The organism is Gracilibacillus marinus (assembly GCF_042651725.1).
Lineage (GTDB): Bacteria > Bacillota > Bacilli > Bacillales > Amphibacillaceae > Gracilibacillus > Gracilibacillus marinus.
The window spans coordinates 584,345-609,205 of sequence record NZ_JBHSDV010000001.1 but is presented as its reverse complement, the minus strand read 5'-3'; the positions used below and the strand labels follow the sequence as shown (position 1 = coordinate 609,205).

At 34.2% G+C, this 24,861-nt stretch carries 13 protein-coding genes; 5 read left to right on the top strand and 8 right to left on the bottom strand.

Annotated elements, in window-relative coordinates; all coding sequences use genetic code 11:
• From ACFOZ1_RS02665 to ACFOZ1_RS02655, 3 genes are all read right to left on the bottom strand, one after another.
• Positions 1 to 1,512: a sugar ABC transporter ATP-binding protein gene (locus ACFOZ1_RS02665; RefSeq protein ID WP_390195555.1), complete on the bottom strand. Its 1,512-nt coding sequence runs from the start codon at positions 1,510 to 1,512 to the stop codon at positions 1 to 3.
• Positions 1,513 to 1,622: 110 nt separating this feature from the next.
• Positions 1,623 to 2,681 (bottom strand): ABC transporter substrate-binding protein, encoded by a 1,059-nt coding sequence (locus ACFOZ1_RS02660; protein ID WP_390195553.1) that lies wholly within the window; start codon positions 2,679 to 2,681, stop codon positions 1,623 to 1,625.
• A gap of 313 nt (positions 2,682 to 2,994) precedes the next feature.
• The gene (locus tag ACFOZ1_RS02655; RefSeq protein WP_390195551.1) at positions 2,995 to 3,333 is read right to left on the bottom strand and encodes a hypothetical protein; all 339 of its coding nucleotides are present in this window, start codon (positions 3,331 to 3,333) and stop codon (positions 2,995 to 2,997) included.
• Positions 3,334 to 3,511: 178 nt separating this feature from the next.
• On the opposite strand from ACFOZ1_RS02655, the gene ACFOZ1_RS02650 reads away from it, so the two are divergent.
• The 5 genes from ACFOZ1_RS02650 (at position 3,512) to ACFOZ1_RS02630 (ending at position 6,964) form a co-directional block, all read left to right on the top strand.
• A complete protein-coding gene (locus ACFOZ1_RS02650) occupies positions 3,512 to 4,063 on the top strand; it encodes a tyrosine-type recombinase/integrase (RefSeq protein ID WP_390195549.1) in 552 nt (183 codons plus the stop codon).
• Between the two features lie 13 nt (positions 4,064 to 4,076).
• A complete protein-coding gene (locus ACFOZ1_RS02645) occupies positions 4,077 to 5,543 on the top strand; it encodes a potassium/proton antiporter (protein WP_390195547.1) in 1,467 nt (488 codons plus the stop codon).
• 94 nt (positions 5,544 to 5,637) lie between these two features.
• Positions 5,638 to 5,970: a hypothetical protein gene (locus ACFOZ1_RS02640; protein WP_390195544.1), complete on the top strand. Its 333-nt coding sequence runs from the start codon at positions 5,638 to 5,640 to the stop codon at positions 5,968 to 5,970.
• A 183-nt stretch (positions 5,971 to 6,153) separates the two neighbouring features.
• Positions 6,154 to 6,345 carry a hypothetical protein gene (locus ACFOZ1_RS02635; protein ID WP_390195543.1) on the top strand — a complete coding sequence of 64 codons (192 nt, stop codon included), beginning with the start codon at positions 6,154 to 6,156 and terminating at the stop codon, positions 6,343 to 6,345.
• A gap of 16 nt (positions 6,346 to 6,361) precedes the next feature.
• Positions 6,362 to 6,964 (top strand): DedA family protein, encoded by a 603-nt coding sequence (locus ACFOZ1_RS02630; RefSeq protein ID WP_390195541.1) that lies wholly within the window; start codon positions 6,362 to 6,364, stop codon positions 6,962 to 6,964.
• A gap of 52 nt (positions 6,965 to 7,016) precedes the next feature.
• Here ACFOZ1_RS02630 and ACFOZ1_RS02625 read toward each other — a convergent pair whose 3' ends face one another.
• From ACFOZ1_RS02625 to ACFOZ1_RS02605, 5 genes are all read right to left on the bottom strand, one after another.
• Positions 7,017 to 8,504, bottom strand: a complete 1,488-nt coding sequence (locus tag ACFOZ1_RS02625; protein ID WP_390195539.1) for a response regulator — start codon at positions 8,502 to 8,504, stop codon at positions 7,017 to 7,019.
• Positions 8,501 to 10,240 (bottom strand): sensor histidine kinase, encoded by a 1,740-nt coding sequence (locus ACFOZ1_RS02620; protein ID WP_390195537.1) that lies wholly within the window; start codon positions 10,238 to 10,240, stop codon positions 8,501 to 8,503. Before ACFOZ1_RS02620 ends, ACFOZ1_RS02625 begins: the two co-directional genes overlap by 4 nt.
• Before the next feature lie 23 nt (positions 10,241 to 10,263).
• Positions 10,264 to 11,487 carry a HAMP domain-containing protein gene (locus ACFOZ1_RS02615; protein WP_390195536.1) on the bottom strand — a complete coding sequence of 408 codons (1,224 nt, stop codon included), beginning with the start codon at positions 11,485 to 11,487 and terminating at the stop codon, positions 10,264 to 10,266.
• 276 nt (positions 11,488 to 11,763) lie between these two features.
• Positions 11,764 to 18,633, bottom strand: coding sequence for a pectinesterase family protein (locus tag ACFOZ1_RS02610; protein ID WP_390195535.1), 6,870 nt, complete (start codon positions 18,631 to 18,633; stop codon positions 11,764 to 11,766).
• A gap of 325 nt (positions 18,634 to 18,958) precedes the next feature.
• A complete protein-coding gene (locus tag ACFOZ1_RS02605; protein ID WP_390195534.1) occupies positions 18,959 to 24,745 on the bottom strand; it encodes a Cna B-type domain-containing protein in 5,787 nt (1,928 codons plus the stop codon).
• Between the last annotated feature and the right edge of the window lie 116 nt (positions 24,746 to 24,861).

Below are 24,861 nucleotides of genomic sequence, written 5' to 3'. Positions count from 1 at the left end.
TTATATACCTCCAGCCATTTCTTTCATTAATGTTTGTTGTGTAACGAGTTCATTGTTATCCATCTCTTTTACCTTCTTACGCTCACTAAGAACTGCTATCCTGTCACAACTCCGGAGAATTTCCTCTATTTCAGATGAAATAAATAGTACAGATTTCCCTTCTTTACTTAATTTCACCATTAATTTCATAATTTCAGTTTTTGCACCAATGTCAATACCTCTTGTTGGCTCATCGAGGATTAATAATTCTGGATCTGTAATTAACCATCTTGCTAACATGACTTTTTGTTGATTCCCACCACTTAAATTCTTTATGAGATGCTCTGGGTTTGCTGGGTTAATATTCAATAATTTGATATACTCATCGGCAATTTCTGTTTGTTTTTGTTTAGAAATATGTTTGAACCATCCATATACACCTTGAATTGCTAATATCATATTCTCTCTTACTGTTAAATCAGGTATAATTCCTTCTGCTTTTCTATCTTCAGAACAAAATGCGATTTTTTCTAGAATCGCGTGTCTTGGAGATTGTAATTTCACTTTCTTACCATGTATAAAAATTTCACCTTTTTCTTGATGATCTGCCCCATACAGAAGTCTCGCTAATTCCGTGCGTCCAGATCCAAGTAATCCTGCTAATCCTAACACTTCTTTTTTTCTTAATTGCAAATCAAATGGAGCAATTTTCCCTTGTGCTCCAACACTTTTTGCTTCCATAAATATTTCTTTATCCACTTGTTTCACGTGTGCCTCTGTTCCTACCTTCTCCATTTGTTCCAATTCTTTTCCTATCATTTTAGAAACTAGTTCCATTCTTGATATATCTTTTGTTAAATATTCACCAATAAATTGACCGTTACGCAATACTGTTAAACGATCTGTGATTTCATATATTTGATCAAGAAAATGACTAACAAAAACGATTGCAATACCATCATTTTTTAATCTTCTCATGACACGGAATAACTGATTTACTTCTTCTTTATCTAGGCTCGATGTGGGTTCATCTAATATCAAAACTTTTGCTTCCACCACTAATGCCCTCGCTATTGCAATCATTTGTTGAATCGCAACAGAATAATAGGACAATTGTTTTTTTACATCGATAGATAATTGCATTCTTTCTTTTAAGATAGCATCTGTCTGTTTGTGCATCTCTTTCCAATCTAATTTGCCTCTTTTTTTCAGTTCTCGTCCAATAAAGATATTTTCTGTTACTGATAGATTTGTACATAAATTCACTTCTTGATATACCGTACTGATACCTAATTGTTGCGCTTCTAAAGGATTACGAATTTGCACTTCTTTACCTTCATAAAGCACCGTTCCTGAATCGATAGTATATACACCTGTTAATACTTTTATTAATGTTGATTTTCCCGCACCATTTTCCCCCATTAATGCATGCACTTCGCCTGGATACAATCTTACATTTACATTGGATAATGCCTTTACACCAGGGAATTCTTTCGTAATTTGATGCATCTCTAATCTTGGTTCTTTTACCATTATTATTGACCCCCTCTTACATAATGTAATGCTAGCCACTGTGAGCACCTAAGAAGTAAACAAGCCTAAAGTAGGAACTCCTACTTCAGGCCTGTTGTCTACTTATTAGATTAATACTGACGAGTAGGAAGTAATTCTTCAGCCTGATCCATTGTGTACATGCTTTCTTCTACCGCGATACGTTTATCTAATGTTTCGCCAGCAAAGTGCGCTTCAATTAAATCAACTAATTGTGGTCCGAATAAAGGATTACATTCGATTGTGACATTCATTTTTCCATCAGCCATTGCTTCAAATGCACCTTTTACTGCATCTACACCAATGATTATAATATCTTCACCTGGTTTTAAACCATATTCTTCAATTGCTTGAATCGCACCAATCGCCATGTCATCATTATGTGCATATAATACATCGATATTGTCGCCTTCAGATTTCAAGAATGCTTCCATTACTTCTTTACCTTTCGCACGTGTAAAGTCACCTGTCTGTGATTTAATAATTTTGAATTTGTCGTCTGCACTTACAACTTCCTCAAAACCTTCTTTACGATCATTTGCAGGTGCAGAGCCAACAGTACCTTGAAGTTCTACAATATTCACTGGTCCTTCTACATCTTTCATTTCTTCCACTAACCAGTTTCCTGCTTTACGTCCTTCTTCAACGAAATCTGACCCTAAGAATGTTGCCCATAGAGAGTCATCTTCAACATCCACAGCACGGTCAGCCAAGAAAATTGGAATTCCCGCATCTTTTGCTTCTTGTAATACTGTTTCAAATCCAGTTTCTACTACTGGTGAAAATACAATTGCATCTACCTTTTGTGTAATAAAAGAACGGATTGCTTTAATTTGATTTTCTTGTTTTTGTTGTGCATCAGAGAATTTCAGTTCATGACCAGCATCTGTAATCGCATTTTGAATCGATTTTGTATTTGCTGTACGCCACTCACTCTCTGCACCTACTTGTGAGAAACCAATAACTAATTTCTCATCTCCACCTTCTTCACTAGCTGCTTCTTCTTCACCATTACCTGCAGTTTCATCTGTTGCTGGCTCTTCTGAATCATTTGTTGATGGCGAATCAGAATTACCACACGCGACTAAAAACATACAGATGATTCCAACAACTAAAATAAGGAAACTCTTTTTTGTGAATAGTTTTTCCATTTTACTAACTACCTCCCTTTATCTTTGCACCAATTATTTGGTATGGGCTTATTTTATAACGCTTTCATCATTAATAAAATAAAGGAATTAATGATAATGTTATAAAATCTTTCTATCATTTTGAAAACGATTACATTAGTTGTGTTATTTTTTGAAAAAAGTATGATTTTTTACTATATCCATAAAAATGTGTCATATCCTTATTCTTATCACATACTATAAAAGTTAATTAAAAAACAATCTTCTCGATAGAAAAGATCGTTCTCCAGTCCAAACTATTTATTGAACTATTCACAAAAAAAATAATTCTGCTCTAAGTTTGGTTATTCTTCAATAGTTCTTCCATTTGCTTTATCTTTTCTTGAAGTTCCTCCACCTCATCTCTTAAATTATCTTGTTCTTGCTCTGCTATATAATCATCCACTTGTGATTGAAAATCGGCAGCGGTATCTGTGTTTAGCTGAATGATTGTACCTATAATTGCTAGGGCATCCCCTACAGTAGTTAATACACCGCCAATAAGTGCTAGATTTGTCCCAGTGTTGTTAGGTGGTTTATATCGAAAATTTGTAAAAGGTGGAATAAAGTTCGAGTTATTACCATTATTGTATAATGTCTGATTGTTTCTAGAATATTTTCGATTGTTATACATATAGTATCCCCCAACATAACATCTCGTTCCAATTTATCCTATTCTTTTAAATAGAAAATGTGCCTAATTCCTATTCCATATCTGTATACCGATTGACCTATTGTATCTTAGGCAAATTATTAGATAATGTTACATAATCATGTTAAAATAAGTATTATGTAACATTAGGAGGAATGACATGGAGTATGTACATCCGATTCGAGATACGAATCATATTAATCGAATTAAACAATTTTTACACCATCATTCTTACAGAGACTATTTGTTTTTTGTTATGGGAATTAATACAGGACTTCGTTTAAATGATTTACTTCAACTAAAAGTATCCGACATATGGAACGGGAAGGATATTGTAGAATTTATTCATGTAAGCGAGATTGATCCTAATTTTTATCTTAATAACAATGTCAAACAAGCCCTTCAATTTTATCTCAACGAATCGAATCCTCATAAAGAGGAGTATTTGTTCAAATCAAAAAAAAGTAACCTTCCTATCACACGCCAACAGGCATATCGCATCATTAATCAAGCAACAAACGCAATAGGTTTAAAAGATAAATATGGTGCACACACATTACGGAAAACATTCGGGTATCATGCCTACAGAAAAGGTGTTGCTATCTCTTTACTACAAAAAATATTTCATCATACAACGAAAGCAGAAACATTAGACTACATTGGTATCAACAAAAATGAACAAGTCCCATTAAAGATAGACGTGAATTTATAGAGGAGTGATTAAATTGGACCATGCGATACTAACATTAGAACATTTTATTTTTGTTACAGCCCTTTTACTTATTACTGGTGTATTAACTACAAAAATTTCGACTAAATTAGGTGTACCTGCACTTATTTTATTTATTGCTGTTGGAATGCTAAGTGGTAGTGAAGGAATTGGGCTTATTTACTTCGATAATGCACAATTGACACAGGTTATTGGAATTATTGCATTAGTAATCATACTGTTTGAAGGTGGACTTCAAACAAAATTCTCTACTGTACGTAGTGTTGCCAAACCTGCATTATCTCTTGCCACACTCGGTGTTCTTATCACAACAGCAATAGTTGCAATTGCTGCTAAGTTAATTTTAGATGTGGATTGGCTTGTTGCATTTTTATTCGGATCCATTGTCGGATCCACAGATGCCGCTGCTGTCTTCTCGGTTTTAAAAGGACAAAATATTAAAGAAAAACTTGGAGCAACACTTGAAGTAGAATCAGGTACCAATGATCCAATGGCAGTGTTTCTCACAATATCTTTTATTCAATTGTTAACTACAGATCATTCCTCTTATTTACTTTTAGTTGGTTCCTTCTTCTGGCAAATGGGCATAGGCTTAGCTATTGGTTATTTATTTGGTAAAACAGGCGTATATGCCATCAACCGGGTCAATTTAGAGTCTAGTGGACTGTATCCTGTTTTGGCAGTTTCCTTTGCATTATTAGCATACAGTATCACAGACTTTCTCAATGCAAGTGGCTTATTGGCAGTATATTTAGCTGCAATGATTATCGGAAATGCAGAATTAACTTATCGTCACTCTATAGTGAAATTTAACGAAGGATTCGCATGGATTATGCAAATATTAATGTTTGTAATTTTGGGTCTATTAGTGTTCCCATCTCAACTATTTACATTTGATATCATTTGGAAAGGTTTATTGCTTGCGATTATTTTAATTTTAGTAGCAAGACCAATTGCAGTATTCTTATCCATTATAAAAATGAAATTTAATTGGAAAGAAAAAATCTTTTTATCTTGGGCTGGTTTAAGAGGAGCTGTACCAATTGTTCTAGCTACATTTCCTTTAATTGCTGGTGTGGAAGACAGTCAATTGATTTTTAATATTGTGTTCTTTGTTGTACTCACATCTACTTTACTACAGGGTTCTACTATTTCATTATTTGCCAAACTATTACAATTAACTGGACCAAAGAAAGTAGATCCACCACATTCGTTAGAACTGGTATCCATTGGTAAAGCAAATGCGGAAATAATAGAACATGAAGTAAACGAATCTTCTACAATTAACGGCTATATGATTAAAGATATTGATTTTCCTAATGATGTTCTTATTAATGCAATTATTAGAAATAATGACTTAATCACTCCACAAGGTGACACAAAAATACAACATGGCGATGTCTTATATATTTTAGTTTCTAAACGAAGAAAAGGACAATTAAATGATTTATTGAATTCGTAATGACTATTTTTCCCTTATTTACATTTCCAGTTGACCTGATTATACTAATGAGTGTGACTGGAAATTATTCTTTTCTAGAAGGAGGTGAGCAACATTGAGAACAAAATTTTGGATATGTATTTTAACAACTCTATTATCGATAGCTGTAATTTCTAGCAGTATTACTAGTTTGCATATAGTATCACATCAATCTAATGAGGACACAGTCGTATCTGCACAAGAAATCGTGCTAGATAACCATGCCATAACAGAACATGTTTCTCTTAATACATTGAAACTAAGAATATTTCAAAATAAAACAAGTACAAATGTCATAAAATCTAGCCAAACTATTTTCAGTCCTATCCCACATGTTTCAATTGATTTTACAAATAATCAAATGAAGCATATTTGTGCTGTCCTATATCATTCCTCAAGTTACCTCTAATCTAATTCTCTCCAGTGAAAGTCTATCTTTTCAATTGAATGAAATGACAATTTAAATTAGATATACATTAGTATCAAGAAGTTATTGTATCGACACATTGCTTCTTATACGTTAACCTTTCCCATAAAGGGCATGTATCGAACAATAAACTCCTTGAAAGACAGAAGGAGTGGAATTTAATTCATGAAAAAGAATAATCATATATACCAAACAATAGAATGTTATATTACGATATTAATTATTAGTACGGTGTTTTTTGGAATAATCTTTTTAGCAGGACACTTTTCAGGAGCAAATGAGATATTCAATCAATTGCCTGAATTTTCTTGGGACATGTTCAATACATGGTCAGAAATTAAAAATAAAAGTAATTAATGATTAGGAGGAAGTTATGCAAGCATTTATAACAGATATGATGGAACAATACGGTTATATCGGTGTCTTTCTATTAATGGCACTAGAGAATATTTTCCCACCTATTCCATCAGAAATCATTTTACCATTTAGTGGTTTTATGACTACTCATTCTAATCTAACATGGACAGGTGTATTAATTGCTTCTACAGTCGGATCAGTATTTGGAGCTATTCTGTTGTACTGTATTGGTCGTCTTGTAACTATACAACGTTTAGAAACAATTATTGATAAATGGGGACATGTCCTTCGATTATCTCGAGCTGATTTATATAAAGCGGATCGTGCCTTTACAAAATATAGCTACTGGACCGTGTTATTCTGTCGTATGATTCCATTAATACGCAGTCTTATTTCTATCCCTGCTGGAATGACAAAAATGAAAATAGGAATTTTCTTATTTTTCACCACAATCGGCACAGTCATTTGGAATGCATTATTAATCACAATAGGATCCAGTCTTGGGGAAAATTGGTCTAGTATTTTAGGATGGATGGATACGTATTCTATCATCACATATAGTGTTTTGATGATTGGATTTCTCTTTTTAGTTTTTCGATTAATCAAATCAAAAAAATAAATCCTGCCCATCAAACAAATTAGCGCAACTAATTGCTTGATGGGCAGAATCTTCAAATAAACTGCTTACTATTTTTTTTGAATTCTTTGGTCGTTTGTCCTGTTGTTCGCTTAAATAAATTACAAAAATAATGGGAATCATTATAGCCCACACGTTCTGCTATTTCATATGTTTTTAAATTTGAGGAGATGAGTAATTCTTTAGCATGCTCTACCCGTTGCTTTGTTAAATATTCTGTTAATGTATGACCAGTTTCTTGACTAAATAGATTGCTTAAGTATGACGGACTTATATTCACATGCTGCGCAATCGAGTGAAGTGATAGATTGGCATCATGATAATTCTCTTTGATGTAATGTTTTACTTGATCTATCATCGCTCCATACTTACTTTGTGATTTTTCCTTCATTGAAAAAATCATCCAGAGTATTTCTTTCATAACTCGTCTTACTTTTCTCATATCATCTGTATGTTTAATCATCGATTTTTGTATTTCCATATTGTCAACTACCACCTGATTATACTGCTCACTTTCTTTCACATAATGGTATAATGTCACAGTGAAATCCATTAATGTATAATAATTGACCAATGGATGACTTCCAATATCCTTTGTCATCATTGCAAGATATGACTTTATAAATCCATCTATTTCTTCCACACTTCCATATTTTACAAAATCTAATATATTCTTTCGATTATCCGTCTTTAAAATAACTTGCATAAATTGTTCTTCTGCCAATTCTTGCATAAATTCGTATTTACTAATCACTTTAGAATAATGTAGTTCTTCCATTGCTGTTTCATAGGAGACATTGATTTGCTCTGGTCTTGTTTCAATCGATCCAATCCCAATTCGATTACGTTCATCTTGATTAATAACAATTGCTCGTATTTCTTTCAAAGTATCTTGCAAAATATGTTCGGTATCTTTCTTAATAATATATAATTGACGTTGCTTATCTATTGTTTGCAATTCATTATCTAGTAGTAAATAGCGTTGCTGATTTGACTCAATAATCACTACCGCATAGTAACTTGCTAGCATATCTATATTTAAAAATGTAGCATAACCTAAAATCTCTTCTTTTGTCATCATTCCTTTGCATAACTTTAAGAGATAAGCCTCTTTTGATACAATGTGTTGCATATGCTTTCCACTTTGACTATCTAGCTTCTCCCGGACTTTATTCAATACCGAAATAATGTCTTCAGGTGTTACTGGTTTTAAGCAATAGTTCGCAACTCTTATATTAATTGCTTCTTGTGCATAAGAAAATTCATCATGTCCACTTAAGATGATAATTTCAATATGAGGGTACTTCTCTTTTATCTTCTTACTTAATGTAATTCCATCCATGAATGGCATCATAATATCTGTAATCACAATATCTGGTTGGTGCTTTTCGATTAATGGTAATGCCATCTCTCCATCTGATGCATCTCCACAGTAGATATAGCCTTCTTTACCCCAATCAATATTTTGAGCCATACTACGTCGTATAACTGCTTCATCATCCACAAGAAATACTTTTTTCATTCTTTCTCACTCCTCGGTATCTTGATTACAACCCTTGTTCCTGCATTTTCCCAACTGTTTATGGAGAGTGTCGCATTTTCTCCATAATATAATGTCAGACGTTGAGCAACATTATATAATCCAAACCCGCTCTTTGCCTTTTCAATCACTTCTCTTTTCTCTATTTTGTCTCGTAAATAAGCGAGACGTTCTTTTGTCATTCCTATACCATTATCAATTATCTCGAATACCATTTCATTTGCGATTTCTTTTCCTTTAATGATGATATATCCTTTTCCTCGTTTATTCTTAATACCATGATAAATTGCATTCTCTACAATCGGTTGTAATAGTAATTTTAAAATTTCCCTTCGATATATCTTCGTATCGATATCAATGGAATAATCTAGTATTTCTTCATATCTAATTTTTTGAATTTGTAAGTAATTCGTGATGTGATCAACTTCTTCTCCAACAGTAATCCAATCATTTCCTTTACTAAGAGAAATACGACAATATTGTGATAGAGATTTGGTTAACTTTGTTACAGATTCATGATCCTTAGCGATTGCCATCCAAACAATGGTGTCTAACGTATTATAAAGAAAGTGAGGATTTATTTGCGCTTGCATGACACGAAATTCTGCTTGATTTAATTCATTTTGCTTTTCAAGATTATTTTTTATTAATCCTCGTATTCGTTCAAGCATGGTGTTATAACTTCGACCCAAATCAGCAATTTCATCATCCCCTAATGTCGTTACAGTTGCTTTCAAATCACCTTTGGAAGCTTTTTTCATTTGGCGTTTTAATGTTTTCACTGGATCAATTAAGCGATTTGAAATATAAAAATATAAACCAATTGTAAAGATAATGCTACTTATAATTGTTAAAAAAAATAATGTGCCTAACTGAATACTATCTTTCTTTTGTTCATAAATATCTGTACGACCAATTACTTTCCAATTGGTTAATTTAGATGTGTGGTATACATAAAATACCTCATCTATGGTGAATGTACCTTCGTCCTCATTTAAATTCTTTTGACGAAGTAATACATTGTCTGTTTCTGTTGCTTGTGAATCATGGTGTAAGTATATGTTTTGTTCATTGGAGTGGATGGAGTATTTCTCAATTCCTTGTGAGGCTTGATTCAATATCGATGTGATTGCTTGTGCATCTAATACAATGACAGTCCAACCTAATAAGCTTTTTATATCTCTTGTATAGATTGGTGTAATCACTTCAATCGCAGGAAACCCATTCCGTTGCGTGACATTCATTTTTTTACTTGTCGTATCTTTCTCCCAATCTAACAAACGTAAAGTACGAGCAAAAGTATAGCGATCGACAACCCCTCGTTGTTCACTTAATGTTTCACCTGTGCTACTAATAATTTGTACATCAAATACAGCATCACTGCTTGTAAGACTTCTTCTATAAAATTGAATAAACTCTAGGATATTCTCTATTTCAAGTGTTGTTAATATTTCTTCTTTTTTTAGCAAAAAATTATGCGTACTTTCTAAATTACCAATTTCAGCATATCGATAAATGTCTTGAAAGAAAAAGTCAATTTCTGACGTTACTTGTGCTGTATTCACTTTCGCAAGATGATACGCTCGCTCTTCCATCATAGTAGATGACTTCATATAGAAGATAATACTAATGACAATGAGCGGCATAATTGTTAACAAGACAAACATAACAAGCATTTTGGTACGCAGACTTCTATTTACCCAATTCCACCCATACATCTAAAAACATCCTCTTAATGTGATTATATTTTGAATTTTTTAATATAATGCTTGAGTTGTTTCACTTGATCAAGCTGTTTCTCTGAAGCATCTGCTATCTCTTCTACTGTTGTTAATTGTTCTTCATTCAGTGCGCTTAGTTTCTCAATCAAACTACTGTTTTTTTGTAAATGTTCTTTTATCTCTATCATACTCACATCTAACTTTTCCATATATTCATGGATTGTCGGTAGAATCTTTTCACCATCTATTGAATCCGCTTTCAAATATTGGTATAATGCGTGGTCTAATTTATCTTTCCAATCCATCGCTTCCTTAACTAACGTGCCATGTTCATTTAAATAGGTAGATAAGGATTGTTGGATAGTCCCTACTTCTTCTCCGATTTTGATATTATCTTCCGCACTTTGGTAAATAGTTGTAGAAATGAAGACAATCTCCTTACTTCTATTAAGTACAGAGTAAATCATATCTTTTAAATGAAAAGCCATTTTTTTAAATGATTCATACAGCCTTCCTGCTTCATTTCGATATGTAATTAACTCCATATCTATTGTTAAATTCCCTTTAGCTATTTGGGTGGAATAATCAATAAGTAGATGAATTGGTTTCACAATTGTTCGAGATATATATAACACAAAGATAATAGCACTAATCATTACCATTAAAACAATAATGATGGATAATTTAATATCATTGGTAAGCTTTTGATGAATTTCTTTCTCCATCTTCTCACTTTCGATTAGTGTTTTTTGAATCAATGTTTGCACATCTTCGCTAATTAATTGTGAGGCAATTCCGATATATTCTTGAGTAATGTACTTTTCTTCTACTGGGGCATCATGTTTCATTTGTTCGCCGAGCTGATCAATATATTCTCGTGTTGTTTGAAGAATGGTATATACCGAAGTAATTTCTTTTGTAAATCGATTTTCTTCATCTTTTGTCTCTACTTCTTTCAAATGACGTTCCATTTGATTCAGTAATTTGTATTGCTTCCCGTCATCAAAATGTACTTTCCCATATACGATATTCCTTATTTCTTCATCTAGATTCTCTCGTAGTTGTCCATGAATCGAATTGGTTAAAGTAATCGTATTTGTCATTTCATTATATTGCTTAATATAACTAACAAAAATAAATAATTGCATTACCAGTGCCATTACAAGCCAAAGAAAAATAACAGAAATGGCTAGAAACAATTTAGCACGAATGGATAAATCAGCAAGCTTAATTCTTCGCTTCATCATATACACACCAATCTCCCAAAAATTTAACGTTATATATATATTTATAAATGAAATGCTTTTATGTATTTTACCATATACCACTATGCCTCTCGTCAACATTTTAACAAAACAAACAAAATATTGTATCCTTTCTAAAGAATTGAAAAGGAATTAATTTAGAGATGACGCAGGGATTCCTACAACCACGCCGGAATTCTCATTAATCCAAAAAAAGCGAACATTTCAAATGAATACTTGAAATGTTCGCTTGCATTAATATTACTACAAATAATTCTACCTATTAATTTTTCTCCTCTTAATCAAAAAGAGTATAGACGCAAATAAAATACTAATTAAACCATACAAGAAGAATGGATACATCCCTAAGTTCGTACTAGGTAATTCATTCCCTTCTTCCCCATCTGGAGTCTCTTCCGGTAATTCATTTCCTTCCTCTCCATCCTGACTCTCTTCCGGTAAATCATTCTCTCCCTCCCCATCCGGAGTCTCTTCCGGTGTTTCATTCCCTTCTTCCCCATCCGGAGTCTCTTCTGGTGTTTCGTTTCCTTCCTCCACATCTGGTGTCTCTTCTGGTGTTTCGTTATCATCAGGGACTTCTTCTTTCACCATAATTGCTTGTATTTCTTTAGACGTATCTCCTTCTACACCATTCGCATCTATTGCAACAATGACATAATAATATGGTGTATTTGCTGTCACTTCTTTATCCATATAAGAAAGTGTTGCACTTCGTTGTAGCATACTTATTTGATCTTCTATTGTTGCAATCGTTTCATAATCCTTTCCACTTGTTGTACTACGTTTTACTAAATAAGTTACAGCACCATCTACTTTATTCCATTTAATTTCAATACCTTCTTCTGTTTGTACTGTTTGCACATCTTCTGGTGCTTGTAACTTCTCTGAAAACTGAATCGTATAGGATAGTGTTGTTCCATCTTCTGCTATCACCTCAATTGTTGCTATGTCAGCAATACTTTCTGCTTGTGTAACGGTGATCTCGCTCCCCTCACTCATTGCTTGCGCATCAATAAGTGGAACTTCAACAGTATTAGAAGGTAGCGTAACCGTATAAGCATACGTATCTGCTTCAAATAAAGATAATAATTCTCCATTTACTGTTATTTCTGAAAGTAAGCTATTACTATCCATATAACTCTGTTTCTTCACAGGGTTCCAGTTGTCTTTTCCTGCTAGAACATTCTCTGGTAAATACGTTTCCGCTTCTTCTTTTGTTAATTGTTTCGCCCAATGTTGTCGAGCAGACACATCTCCACCAGGACCACTACTCGCATATTCATAATATCTAGCAGTTAATTCATTCTGTTGATTGCCCCAATTATTCCATCCTTGTGGTTTAATATGATCATCCATCCATGTATTGATATATACCACATTGGAATATGGACGCCAAGGTCTACCTAAATCTACTTTATTTGTCAATCCTTCTTCTTTCGTTAATTTACTATTAATGAATACATAGCCTATTTTGCCTTGTTGTGTAGATGCTGCTGTGACATATCCTCCATCGCGCGCATGAATGATGGAACGATTAAATACTGCTGTCGCGTCACCAAAAATAAAATCAACATCACCTGAAATATAGCTATCGACATAATATTGGCGCACATCGTCTGTTGCAAGTAATGTATCTTGCCAACCAATCAAACGTACATTTCGATATACTTGTCGATCTCCTCTTGCTGATAAAGCAATCGCTTGTGATGTATCATTACCCGAAGCATTCTCTATCGTTAAATTTCCAGCTATAAAGTCATCTGCTTGTGCTAGTACTGTGTACGTATTTGTTGTACCAATTTCGTTGCCATCTGATCCTATTGTTTTCGCATTATCATCATGAATAATAAGTGTATCTTCTGGATTCTCACCTAATCCGATAAGGCTAAGCATTGTTTTTTCTCGAGTGATCTTTACTTTTTCTTCATACATATCTGGAATCAGTTGAATAATTGTTCGTATATCATTATTATTTGGTACAGCATCAATTGCTGCTTGTATGGAAGTAAAGTCACGAGATCCATCTTTCGCAACAACCCATACAATCGCTGCAGTTGCTTCCATGATTTCTGATGAATAGCCAACACCGTGATTATTTACTGCTTGAACAATATATTCATATGTCTCATTCTCTACTACATTTGTATCGATAAAGCTAGTTGTAGTAATATCCGAAGCAACTATTTCAAAGTTCATATCACCTTTTATACGTCGCTTGATAATATAACTATCTGCTTCTTTTACTTCATCCCATTTCACTTCAATATCCCCATCGTCTGGATTCGATAGTAGAAGATTCCCTGGCATGTAAGGTGTACCATCATCTGCTTTTGGTTTCATTCCTTTTACCTCACTCGTTAAACTAATCACTTGGTCATTCTTTGCAGTGACAACATAATAGTATGGTGTGCCATTTCTTAATTCAGTATCTCTAAATATTGTTTCTGTCGTTACACCAATGGATTCAAAAGGCCCATCAGAATTGGATGCTCGTTGTACATCATATTTTGTTGCATCTTCCACTGCCTGCCACTCAATTGTCATTGCATTATCTTCAGGCAATACAGTCAATTCCATCGGTGTAGCCAGTGCTTCAATTGGTGTCACTTGTTGATACGATGAATGTAAGCTATCCCCACCTATATGCCTTGCAACAACAACATAATAATATGTCGTACCATTTGTTAAACCTGTATCAGTGAAATGGGTTGTTGTAATTCCTTCTTCTACCACTTCATATGGTCCATCTGATTGTGTTGCACGTTTTACTACATAAGATGTCGCATAATCTACAGCTTCCCATTTCAGATTTACTTGTGTATTCCTTGGTGTAACCACAAGTTCACTTGGCGCTTCTGGAATTGGCGGGTTCTCTGATGGTTTTACAGCAATTTCTTCTGAATACTGACTTTCTCCTCTGTCACTGTTACTTGAAATGACATAATAATACGTTTTTCCATTGACAAGTTCTTCATCAATATACGTTGTTTCCACTACATCTTTTGCAATAGTGATATATCCTTCCCCACTTTGCTCGCTACGTTTCACATTATAAGAAATCGCACCATCACTCACATCCCATAGTAATTGAACTTTTTTATTCCCTATAATTGCGTCTAATCCTTCAGGTGCTTTAACTGGTTCTGTATAGATAGATATATTGTCAAAATACATATGTCCACTTCCACCACCTGGAGTTGATGAAGCAATACGTCCAATACCATCTTCAGCTAAGTCATTTGAGAATGGCACAGCTTCTGCCACTAATTCATCATCTATATAAATATCTGCTGTAGATGTTGTTGTGTTTGCAACAATTTTAAAACGATACCAACGATTATTTTCTGGAACATCTGCTAATTTCACATATGCTCCGTTATAAGAATAGACAAACGTATAATCATTTTCTCCTGCTGGTTTTCGTAATTCTAACGAGATGGCCGTTTTATTCCCTGCCTCATTATGCAATCTAAAGAATCGTGATGTGCCTGCCATACTCGGTTGCATAAAGTCCATTTCTACGATTACTGTGCCTCTTTGTGGTTGGAATACTTTATCAAAGGTTACATTTGTTCCACCTTCATCGTGGAGTTTTAATACCTTATTGGACGTATTTCCAATAGAATCTGTTGGTACTTCTGTTACGATCACCTTATTAATATCATTTTGTGGTAACGGACCAACTTGATAATTTGTTGGCGCTTCATTTAGAGTTTCTTCTTCAAAGTCATCCTGTACAATAAATTCTTCATTTGGTGATCCACTTGGTGTCGCTTGCACAATTGGAGATGCATCACTTTCTAATTCATCTGCGACTGCAGTAATGACATAATAATATGTTTGATTATTTTCTACAGTCTTATCTGTAAATTCTGTTGTTGTATGATGATCTGCAATTACTTCAAATGGACCATCAATAGATGTTGCACGTTTTACTTGATAATGTGTTGCATCACTTGTCTCTAACCACTCTAATTTTACTTCTCCGTCACCTTCTAATGCTTTCACACTCTTAGGTGATGAGATTGGTTCTGTATATACTTTTATATTGTCCATATAAAAACTACCTGTACCACCTCCAGGAGTTGCTGCATGCATACGACTAATGCCATCTTCCTTCACATCACCATTAAACGGAATATCATTAGAGACTAATTGGTTATTAATATAAATATCTGCTGTACCACTTTGGACATCTGCTTCGATGATGAAGTGATACCAACGATGATCCACAGGTGTATCGATTATTTTGTGATTGCCATTATTACTCCATACAAATGTATAACTATCTTCTCCATCTGGCTTACGTAACTCAATTGAAATCGGTGTTCTACTACCTGTCGCATTTTGAAGTTGTAGTACTTTTGATGTACCAGCCATTTTTGGTTGCATAAAATCAAATTCAACTACAAATTTACCTTTCTGTGCTGCAAATGTTTTCGTGAATTTAACATTTTGATTTCCTTCATCATGAAGTTTTAATGTTTGTAAAGATGTATTTCCTTCTGATTCATCAGGAACATCTGTCACGATAACTTTCATCTGATCTGTTTGTGGATTAGGCTCGACTAAATAATCCACAGGCTGTTCATTTACATTTCCATCTTCAAAATGATCGTCCAGATACATAATGGTTTCAGGTGTACCTGTCGGTGTTACAGTTTTCTCTTTAGAATGAAAACTTTCTCCAAATTGATTTTTCGCGCTTATCACGTAATAATATTGTTTCCCTGCGGTCAGGTTTTCGACTGTATACGAGGTTTCCGTCACTTCTTGAATTACTTCATACGGACCTGATGATTGCGTTCCTTGTTTTATGATATAGCTATCTGCTGACTCAACTTTATTCCATTCTAATATGGCACGATTTTCCCCTGGCGTTACGGTCACATTTTGTGGAGGAAGTGGGTACTCACCTGACATTTCCTCAATCGTTACATTAGAAAAAGTAGATGTGTTTAATTTATCGAATTGGTCTTCAGGCTCAGCAGAATGCGCTATTAAACCAATGTACACTGTTTCATTCAATGATAATGTCTGTGTATCTATTTTCTTCCATGTTATGCCATTTTCTGAAATAGAACTTGTAAATTGGTCACCAATTCTTGTTACTTTTACCCAATATGGTGTATCAATAAAACCATCATTAATTATTTTCGACAACGATGCACCTGTTTCTTTTCTCGTTAATGTTTGTCCTACTTTTCCACCTTTTCCAAAAGCAATGGTTGTTGCAATCATTTTTGCATCTTCTGTTAAAGCATCTCGAATCATCACTCCAGCTTCCGCTCCATCATCTGTTGCCGTAATAGATTCTACCTTTGCGATAATTTCTCCATTTCCAGTAAGTTCTTGATGTGCAAAGTGAAATTCATCTTTAGAACCATAGATATTCCCACTTGATTTGATTGTTACTTCATCTGCACTAAGCTCCGTATGTCCTTTAATTGCTGGTTCTCCGATATCTGTCCCTTCCCACGGAGTAATATCTCCATCTTGATTCACATGTATGATTACATTACTTGAATCTGTTGAAGTTAGACTATTATCTATCGCCTTCGCTGTAAAATGATGTGTCCCTTTTGGCAAGTTTGTTACTTCATAAGCATACGGTGCTGTTTCGTCTTCACCAATAAGTTCATCATTTTTATAAAATTGTACTTTTTCTATTGTTCCATCACTATCTGCCGCATCCACTTCTATTTTCAATTGGCTACCTGCCTGTTTAATGTCATTCATTTTTGGATTTGTGATGAATACACTAGGATTTGCTGTACCAATTGGTTCAATACTATTTAAATATTCTTCTAAATTGGTATATCCATCATTGTCTGTATCTCCATTGCGATCATCTGGATCTGATGGGTCAAAACCATTTTCTTCTTCCCAATCATCCGGCATACCATCTTTGTCTTCATCTACAATATCTGAAACAACTTCTCTGAACGCTGGATAACCTCCTACTTCTTTTTGAGAATTAATGAAATGTCCTGTCCCATTTTTCACTTCATTCACAATCCTAGCATCAATTGCATCACGCCTAGGCATTGTTGCTCCACTATTTGCTAATACATCATTATATGCTTGATTAGCTGTTTGAGCTGGGAGTGGATAGTCCATTTCTTTCAATGTAGGAGATATGTTAACATCTGTATATTTATTGACACCTTTCCAATTATCTTGTGTCACTTCTGGTGAACCATCCATAATATTCCCATTAACAAACCAGTTGCTACGTGGATCCATATCTACAAATAACATTTCTCTGGAACTAGCATATGTGTTTACACCAGGCTTGTAATAGTTGTTCGCCAAATTGTTTTGTCCATTTTCTCCACCATATGATGCGAAAAGACCCCAGTTGTAAATAATATTGTGTTGAAAATCCACGCTATCTACATGACCATCCGGTAATGGTGGATTCACACCTGGAAAGCGCGGATTACGACTAAAATTATGTGCCATCAAATTATGATGAAATGCTGCATTGTAGCCACCTTGAATACCGCCATAACCGTGTCTACCTTTTTGGTGTGCCGTCATTAGCATCGCCTCAGATATGATAGAATGTTGTACGGTTGTATACATATTCGCATATAATGACAACACTTCGTCAACAGACCAACTAAAAGAACAATGATCAATAATAATATTTTTATAATACCTTCCACCTAACGCATCTGCTTCAATGGCATTCTTGTCCCCTAAACGAAAACGTAAATGTCTAAGAATAATATTGTCTGCTTCAATCGCCACATCGTATCCTGTGATAGTAATCCCGTCACCAGGAGCTGTTTGACCTGCTATCGTCACATTGGTACCTGTTAATTTCAACCTGGATTTCAACTCAATTGTCCCACCAACGCGAAAGATAATTGTCGTATTATCACGTGCAACCCCTTCACGTAAAGAACCAGGACCTGAATCATTTAAATTCGTCACAAAGTATACGTCACCATTTCTTCCACCTGTCGTATACTTTCCTCCACCTTCTGCTCCTGGAAATGCTGGTACTAACGTTTCTTCTGTTTCGCCATCTACTGTACCTTCTGCATGTGTATGTAATGGCATCGTTGGTAGTACAAGTAAAAGAATAAGAAACCATACTAACCCTTTTTTCAACATGAGAATTCCTCCATATACAAATAGTTTGTTGTGAAAAGATTTTGTTGTTCGTGGTGTCTTTTACTATTTTTAGTTGAAATAAAGTACTAAGTTTTTTGTGTGTTAACATATGTAGAAGTCCTCTTTCAACTATTAATCTACTCTTCACCTCCTATTCTCACTTTAATTTTAACAAGCAAGAGATTACATATTATTACCACTTACTATTAAAACGGTTACATTTTTTATCCTTTTTTCGTTAAAAATCAAATTCACTTGTTTATTTACGAAAAAGAAACCTTATCTCGACATGCAGATAAGGTTTCTATACTTACTTCATTCATGCTTATTTTTGTTTTAATCGGTATGCTAATACGCCACCTAATAATAGTAATACTAAGCCTACAACTAAATAGTTGTAAATAGATGTTGCTGTATTTGGCAATACTTCATTTTGTGGTTGTTCTTCTTTTGGATCTTCTTTAATTGGGTCTTCTTCACTTGGCTTCTTTGGATCTACAGGTACCTTTTCATTTTCCACTTGGATTGTAATCATTTCTTCTTGCCCTATATCAACTTTAAATGAATGTTTAGAAGCATCAAGGACATAACCAGTTGGTGCTTTTGTCTCTTGGAAATAATACTTACCTGGATGCAACTGGTCCACGATAATTTCGCCATTTTCATCTGTCGTTAATCCTTCTTTTATTACATTCCCACTCTCATCAAATAACGTGAACACTGCACCTTCTAATCCTTGTTTATGATCATCTGCATCTACTTTGATTAGATTCACACTTCCAAAGATAAGTTTATTCGTAATATCATACTGATCTATTGTTGCCACATATCCTTCTACAGGCTGCTCGTTCACAGTATAGAGATATGGCAAACCATTCTCATCAAATTCCGCTAACTTGTCAAAGTGATATGTCCATATTGTTTTCTCAGTAACTTCGACTGTTTGAATGACTTCACCATTTCTCAAAAGTTCTACTGTGATACTTTCTGGACGATTACTGTAATTGTTGTCATCCCATGTCTTTGTTCCTTTGATATCAATGTTTCCTGTTCGAATATTTGTAATATCATATCCTTCTATTATAGTTGTATATCCTTCTACTTCTTCTTCACTTATTGTGTATACATTTGCTTTACCATCTTCATCATATGCCTGTAAATCCTCAAATGTATGAGACCAATTTGTTGCTATACTTAATTCAACAGTATCTACAATCGTACCATTTTGATGTAAATGTACTGTAATTGTTTCAGGTCTGCTGGTCTCACCTTCATCTTTCCATCCCTTTGTTACGTGAACAGAAGTAAGCTCTGATCTTGTATTTACAATATCATACCCATCTATTTCTGTTTTGTAGCCTGGAACACCATGCTCAGTAATTGTATATTCGTATGCGACACCTTCTTCGTCATACTTTGGTAATTCTTCAAAGCTGTAAGTCCAATCATTTTCTGCTGTCACTTCTTTTGTAGCAAAGACTATCCCGTTTTGAAGTAGATTTACTGTAATACTCTCTGGTCGCTCTTCACTATTGTCGTCTTTCCACGTTTTTGTTCCTTCAACTGCTGTTGTGCCTACTCGTAGATTGGTAATATCATAGCCTTCCACTGTTGTCTCATAGCCTTCTACTGCTTCTTCGCTTACCGTATACGCGTATGCCACACCTTCTTCGTCATACTTCGGTAATTCGTCAAAGCTATAGTTCCAGTCCGTTTCTGCTGTTACTTCTTTCGTATCAATGATTTCTCCGTTTTGCAGTAAGTTCACTGTAATACTCTCTGGTCGCTCTTCACTATTGTCATCTTTCCACGTTTTTGTTCCTTCAACTGCTGTTGTACCTACTCGTAGATTCGTTATATCATAACCCTCTACAATTGTTTCATAGCCTTCTACTGTTGCTTCACTTACCGTATAGTCGTATGCCACACCTTCTTCGTCATACTTTGGTAATTCTTCAAAGCTGTAGGTCCAGTCCGTTTCTGCTGTTACTTCTTTCGTATCAATGACCTTCCCGTTTTGCAGTAAGTTCACTGTAATACTCTCTGGTCGCTCTTCACTGTTATCATCTTTCCACGTTTTTGTTCCTTCAACAGCTGTTGTACCTACTCGTAGATTGATAATATCGTAACCATCTACGATCGACTCATAGCCATTAACAGCTTGTTCTTTAACAGTGTATTGATATTTATTCCCATTCGAATCCGTTTCTAATAAAGAACGAAATTCGTAATGCCAATTGTCACTTGCAGATACTTCCTCTGTTTGTATCACCTTACCATTTTGTAATAAATCGACATAGATAGTTTCAGGTCTAGTCTCAGATTCACCGTCTTTCCAAGTTTTTTCACCTGCTATATTTATACGATTGATTTCTTTATTCATTGCTGTTACTGTAACTACTTCTGTATTATCATCCTCAATAACGAACGGAACTGGATCTATCAACAATAAATAATTTTCTGGAGCCTTTGTTTCAACAAATTGATATGTTCCCACATCTAAGTTATCTAAATAAATCAATCCATCTTCATCTGTTTCTATATTCTCGTTGACTGTTACATAGTCACCATTAATTAACTTTTGTAACTCAAATGCTGCACCTGCTAATGTTTTTTCAGGATGATCTTCATCTACTTTTTTCAATTGCACAGCATATACTAGAGGGTCATTTTCTACAACTAATGTGTTTCCTTCTGGACTGTTGTCAGTAACTTCTTTGTCAATGATAACCTCCATACCTTCTTTGTAATTGTTAATATATCCGTCTAAACCTTGTGTTTCTTTTAATATATATTTTCCAACTCGTAAACGCTCAAAGATTATCGTTCCATTTTCATTTGTGTCAGCAGTATAAAGTGGCATTTGCCCTGTTTGATCGAACAGTGTAAATTCAACACCCTCTAAAGGTAAATTCGTTTTACTATCGACTTTTGTTAATGTCAATTTACCTACTTTACCTACAGCACCACCATCTCCTGCAGAGTAATACACAATATGTTCTGCGCTACTATCCGTATTTTCCACTGTAATATTCTTACCAGTTAAAGTAGCATCATTGTTGACTTTCTCACCATGACCTGCCATTAAATACGTATCATATTCTAAAATGTACGGTCTACTTATTTCTTCAACAAAATCCAGTTCAAAATACTCTAAGTCATTTTCATCTGTTTTGAATGTTAATGTATAATCCTCGTCTAGTTTTAGTAGATTCGCATCATTTTTTTCAATCTTTCCATTTGGATTTACATTAGTGCCGTACAACTTAAATGAATCTTTTAATATGACTTGATTTCCACTTGGTTTATCTGTTAATTTAGCATCTTGAATAGTTGATTGTGTACTATTTATTTTGACATTCCAATGAAGAATACGCTCGTTCTGCTCGTCTTGGTATGCTCCTTTTTCTGTATAATTTCCACCTTTATTCACCCATACACTTGCTTCTAATGGGTATTCTTTATCATCATCAATTAAAAATGCTTTATTACGATACTCATGTACGATTAATTCATCTTCTAAACTAGTTTTAAATTCTACAATATATGCTGAATGAATATTCCCCAAGTTAATCACAAAACCAGGTTTTCCATCTTCTACAATTTCTTCCACTTCATACTCCGACTCCGCCAGAGGTTCTCCATCTTTTTGCCATCCACCACCTTGATGAATTTTCATTTTATAGATTTGAATCGAATCAAGTAATAGATTTTGATTTCCTTGAATGATGTCTTTTACGAGCGCTTCTTCGATTTCTCTTTTGTTATAATTCACACCTATTGTCCATGTGATTTCCTTTGTAACCGCATTGTAGGAACCACTTTTTGAACCATTGATTTGCGTTTCCCAATTTGGCCAAAATGTTGTCTCAGCTTCTTTTTCTAATTCTGTTTGTTCCCCTTCCGGAATCCATGTGACATTTACAATATTTCTTAACCCTTTATTTTCTGCTTCATTGTAATCAAATTTCGTCTTTAATTCAATATATACTTCTTTTGTAATGGCTTCATGTATCCTAAAAGTCACTTTCCCTGTTGTTTCATCATATTGATACGTAAAATCTTCATCTACAGCAAGTGGACTTCCACCATGAGTAATAGTATAAGATTCCATTGTGACACCGCTTGGTAAAGTATCTACTATCACAACATTATCCATGTAATGTTGATCTCTATTGATAGAAATACCCCACTTAACTGTTTTTTCATCATAATTAGGATCATAATGACTTTTATGAATGATCTCTTGATTTACTCCTCTATTGCTCTCTGCTTCACCTTCATCTGTCGTTACTTTGTTATGAATATTCTGGTAATCTGTGATCCGATTAGGTGCTTCTGTTTTGTACTTAATTTTATACGCCTTATTTATGTCTTGATTAAATTGAAAAGTAAATCCTGAACCTTCTTCGATTACGTCATAATTTGTAAATACTGTTTCACCAATTACATGACCATTTGTATCGTCAATATCTACTTCATACACTTCAAAACTGCCATCTACTAGTTGATGTAAATCTGTAAAAACATCGACTAATTTGGCATCATTTTGCTGAATGGATTTTTCATTATAATTGTATCTAATTTCCCAAGTAATTGTTTGATTTACCGGGTCATAAGCAGTACTCGTTTTTTCGAGATGTTTTCCTCTAGTTACATATATAGATGCTGAGGCAGATGCTTCTTCATTGTTGCTCCACTTAATTGTTGCTTTATTCGGATAATGGTTCGCGTCTTCATCCAAAATTTCCGTCTCAAAAACTACTCGATATGCTTGGTTATTAATTGTTCCAAAGTCTATTGGGAATGTATTAGCGAATGACGCAGTTACATCATCTCCCTGTACTGCTGTGCCATCTAATTTCACATCAAGTTCGTAAATCTTGATTGACCCATCAATGAATGCTTGATTCACATCTTCTATTGGATCATATAATACAGCATTCGGTAATGTATCTAGTCCTTTATTAAAATCAATTGTCCAACGAATAGAATTCGCATTATACCAGCGATCCGGTTGACCACTTTTGTCAATTGTATTTCCTGGTTTTGGAGTAAAATGAATGGTAATTTCTTTCTGAATATTGTCTTTAATATCTACAATAATTGTTTCTTCCGTATCCTCTACACTTTCTTTATCGATGACTGTATATACTTCCAACCATCCTTCAATATCTAGGTATTTTTCAATATTTTCATTGAATGTAAGTGTAACTATTCCTTCTGTCGTAATAGTAAATGTTCCGTATTCATCTAATTGACCATTAATCACATTATATACTTTTAATTGCTCAGGTAATTCAAAAGTATATGTAGAACCAGCACCATATCCATGATCATTCGGTAGTACAAATGTATATGCTGCTTTTAACTCTAGTTCTTGTTCAAATGGATTTGGCATCGGATTAGGTAACGGACTTCCATCACGTAATGTAAGTTCAAAATTTGTTAATATATTTTCAGTAATTTCTACTGCTGCTTTTTCCATCTGTATTGCTGTCTCTAATTCTTTCTCTGGCTTCTTTAATTCTTCTGCTATTTCATTATCTACTTTTTCTTCTTGTATTTCTTCATCTATTATTTCTTCTTTAGTTGAAGTAAGAGAAATAGGAATAATGATTTCATTTTCTCCAATTACAAATGGCAGCTCAATTTGTAATGGGACTTCCAACAACTCTGTATTCCACGCTGCCTCTAAACGAAATGTTCCTGTTGCTGTATCATTTACAGTTACGTCATCATTGATGGTGATAACAACACTATGTTCTTCTGTCGTATGATATGTGCCTATCTCTTCATTTTTTACTACTAAAATCCCTTCTTGCTCACTAAATAATAATTGCTCAGGTAACTGAATTTCATAAATTTGTTGCTCTGTATCTGGTAATGTCCAATTAAATTGAACATAAATAAAATCCTCTACAGATTGTTCATGTGTTGGATTACTCTTTGCATCAATTAATTGTTCTTTCTCATCTGTTACGATTACGTCTGTTATAATATGGGAAGTTTCTTCTGTTGCTGCTAATACTAATGGGGAAAAAAGGCCACTTACAATTGTTTGGCTTAATAATACAAAAATAAGAAGCATACTACTAATTTTTTTAGCCAAAGCTACTCTTCCTTTCTGATATTTAATTGGTATATATCTAAACTCTATAAAGAACCTTTCGTTCATTATAGAGAATGCGATATATGATTACTATACCTAATTAAATATATTTATGC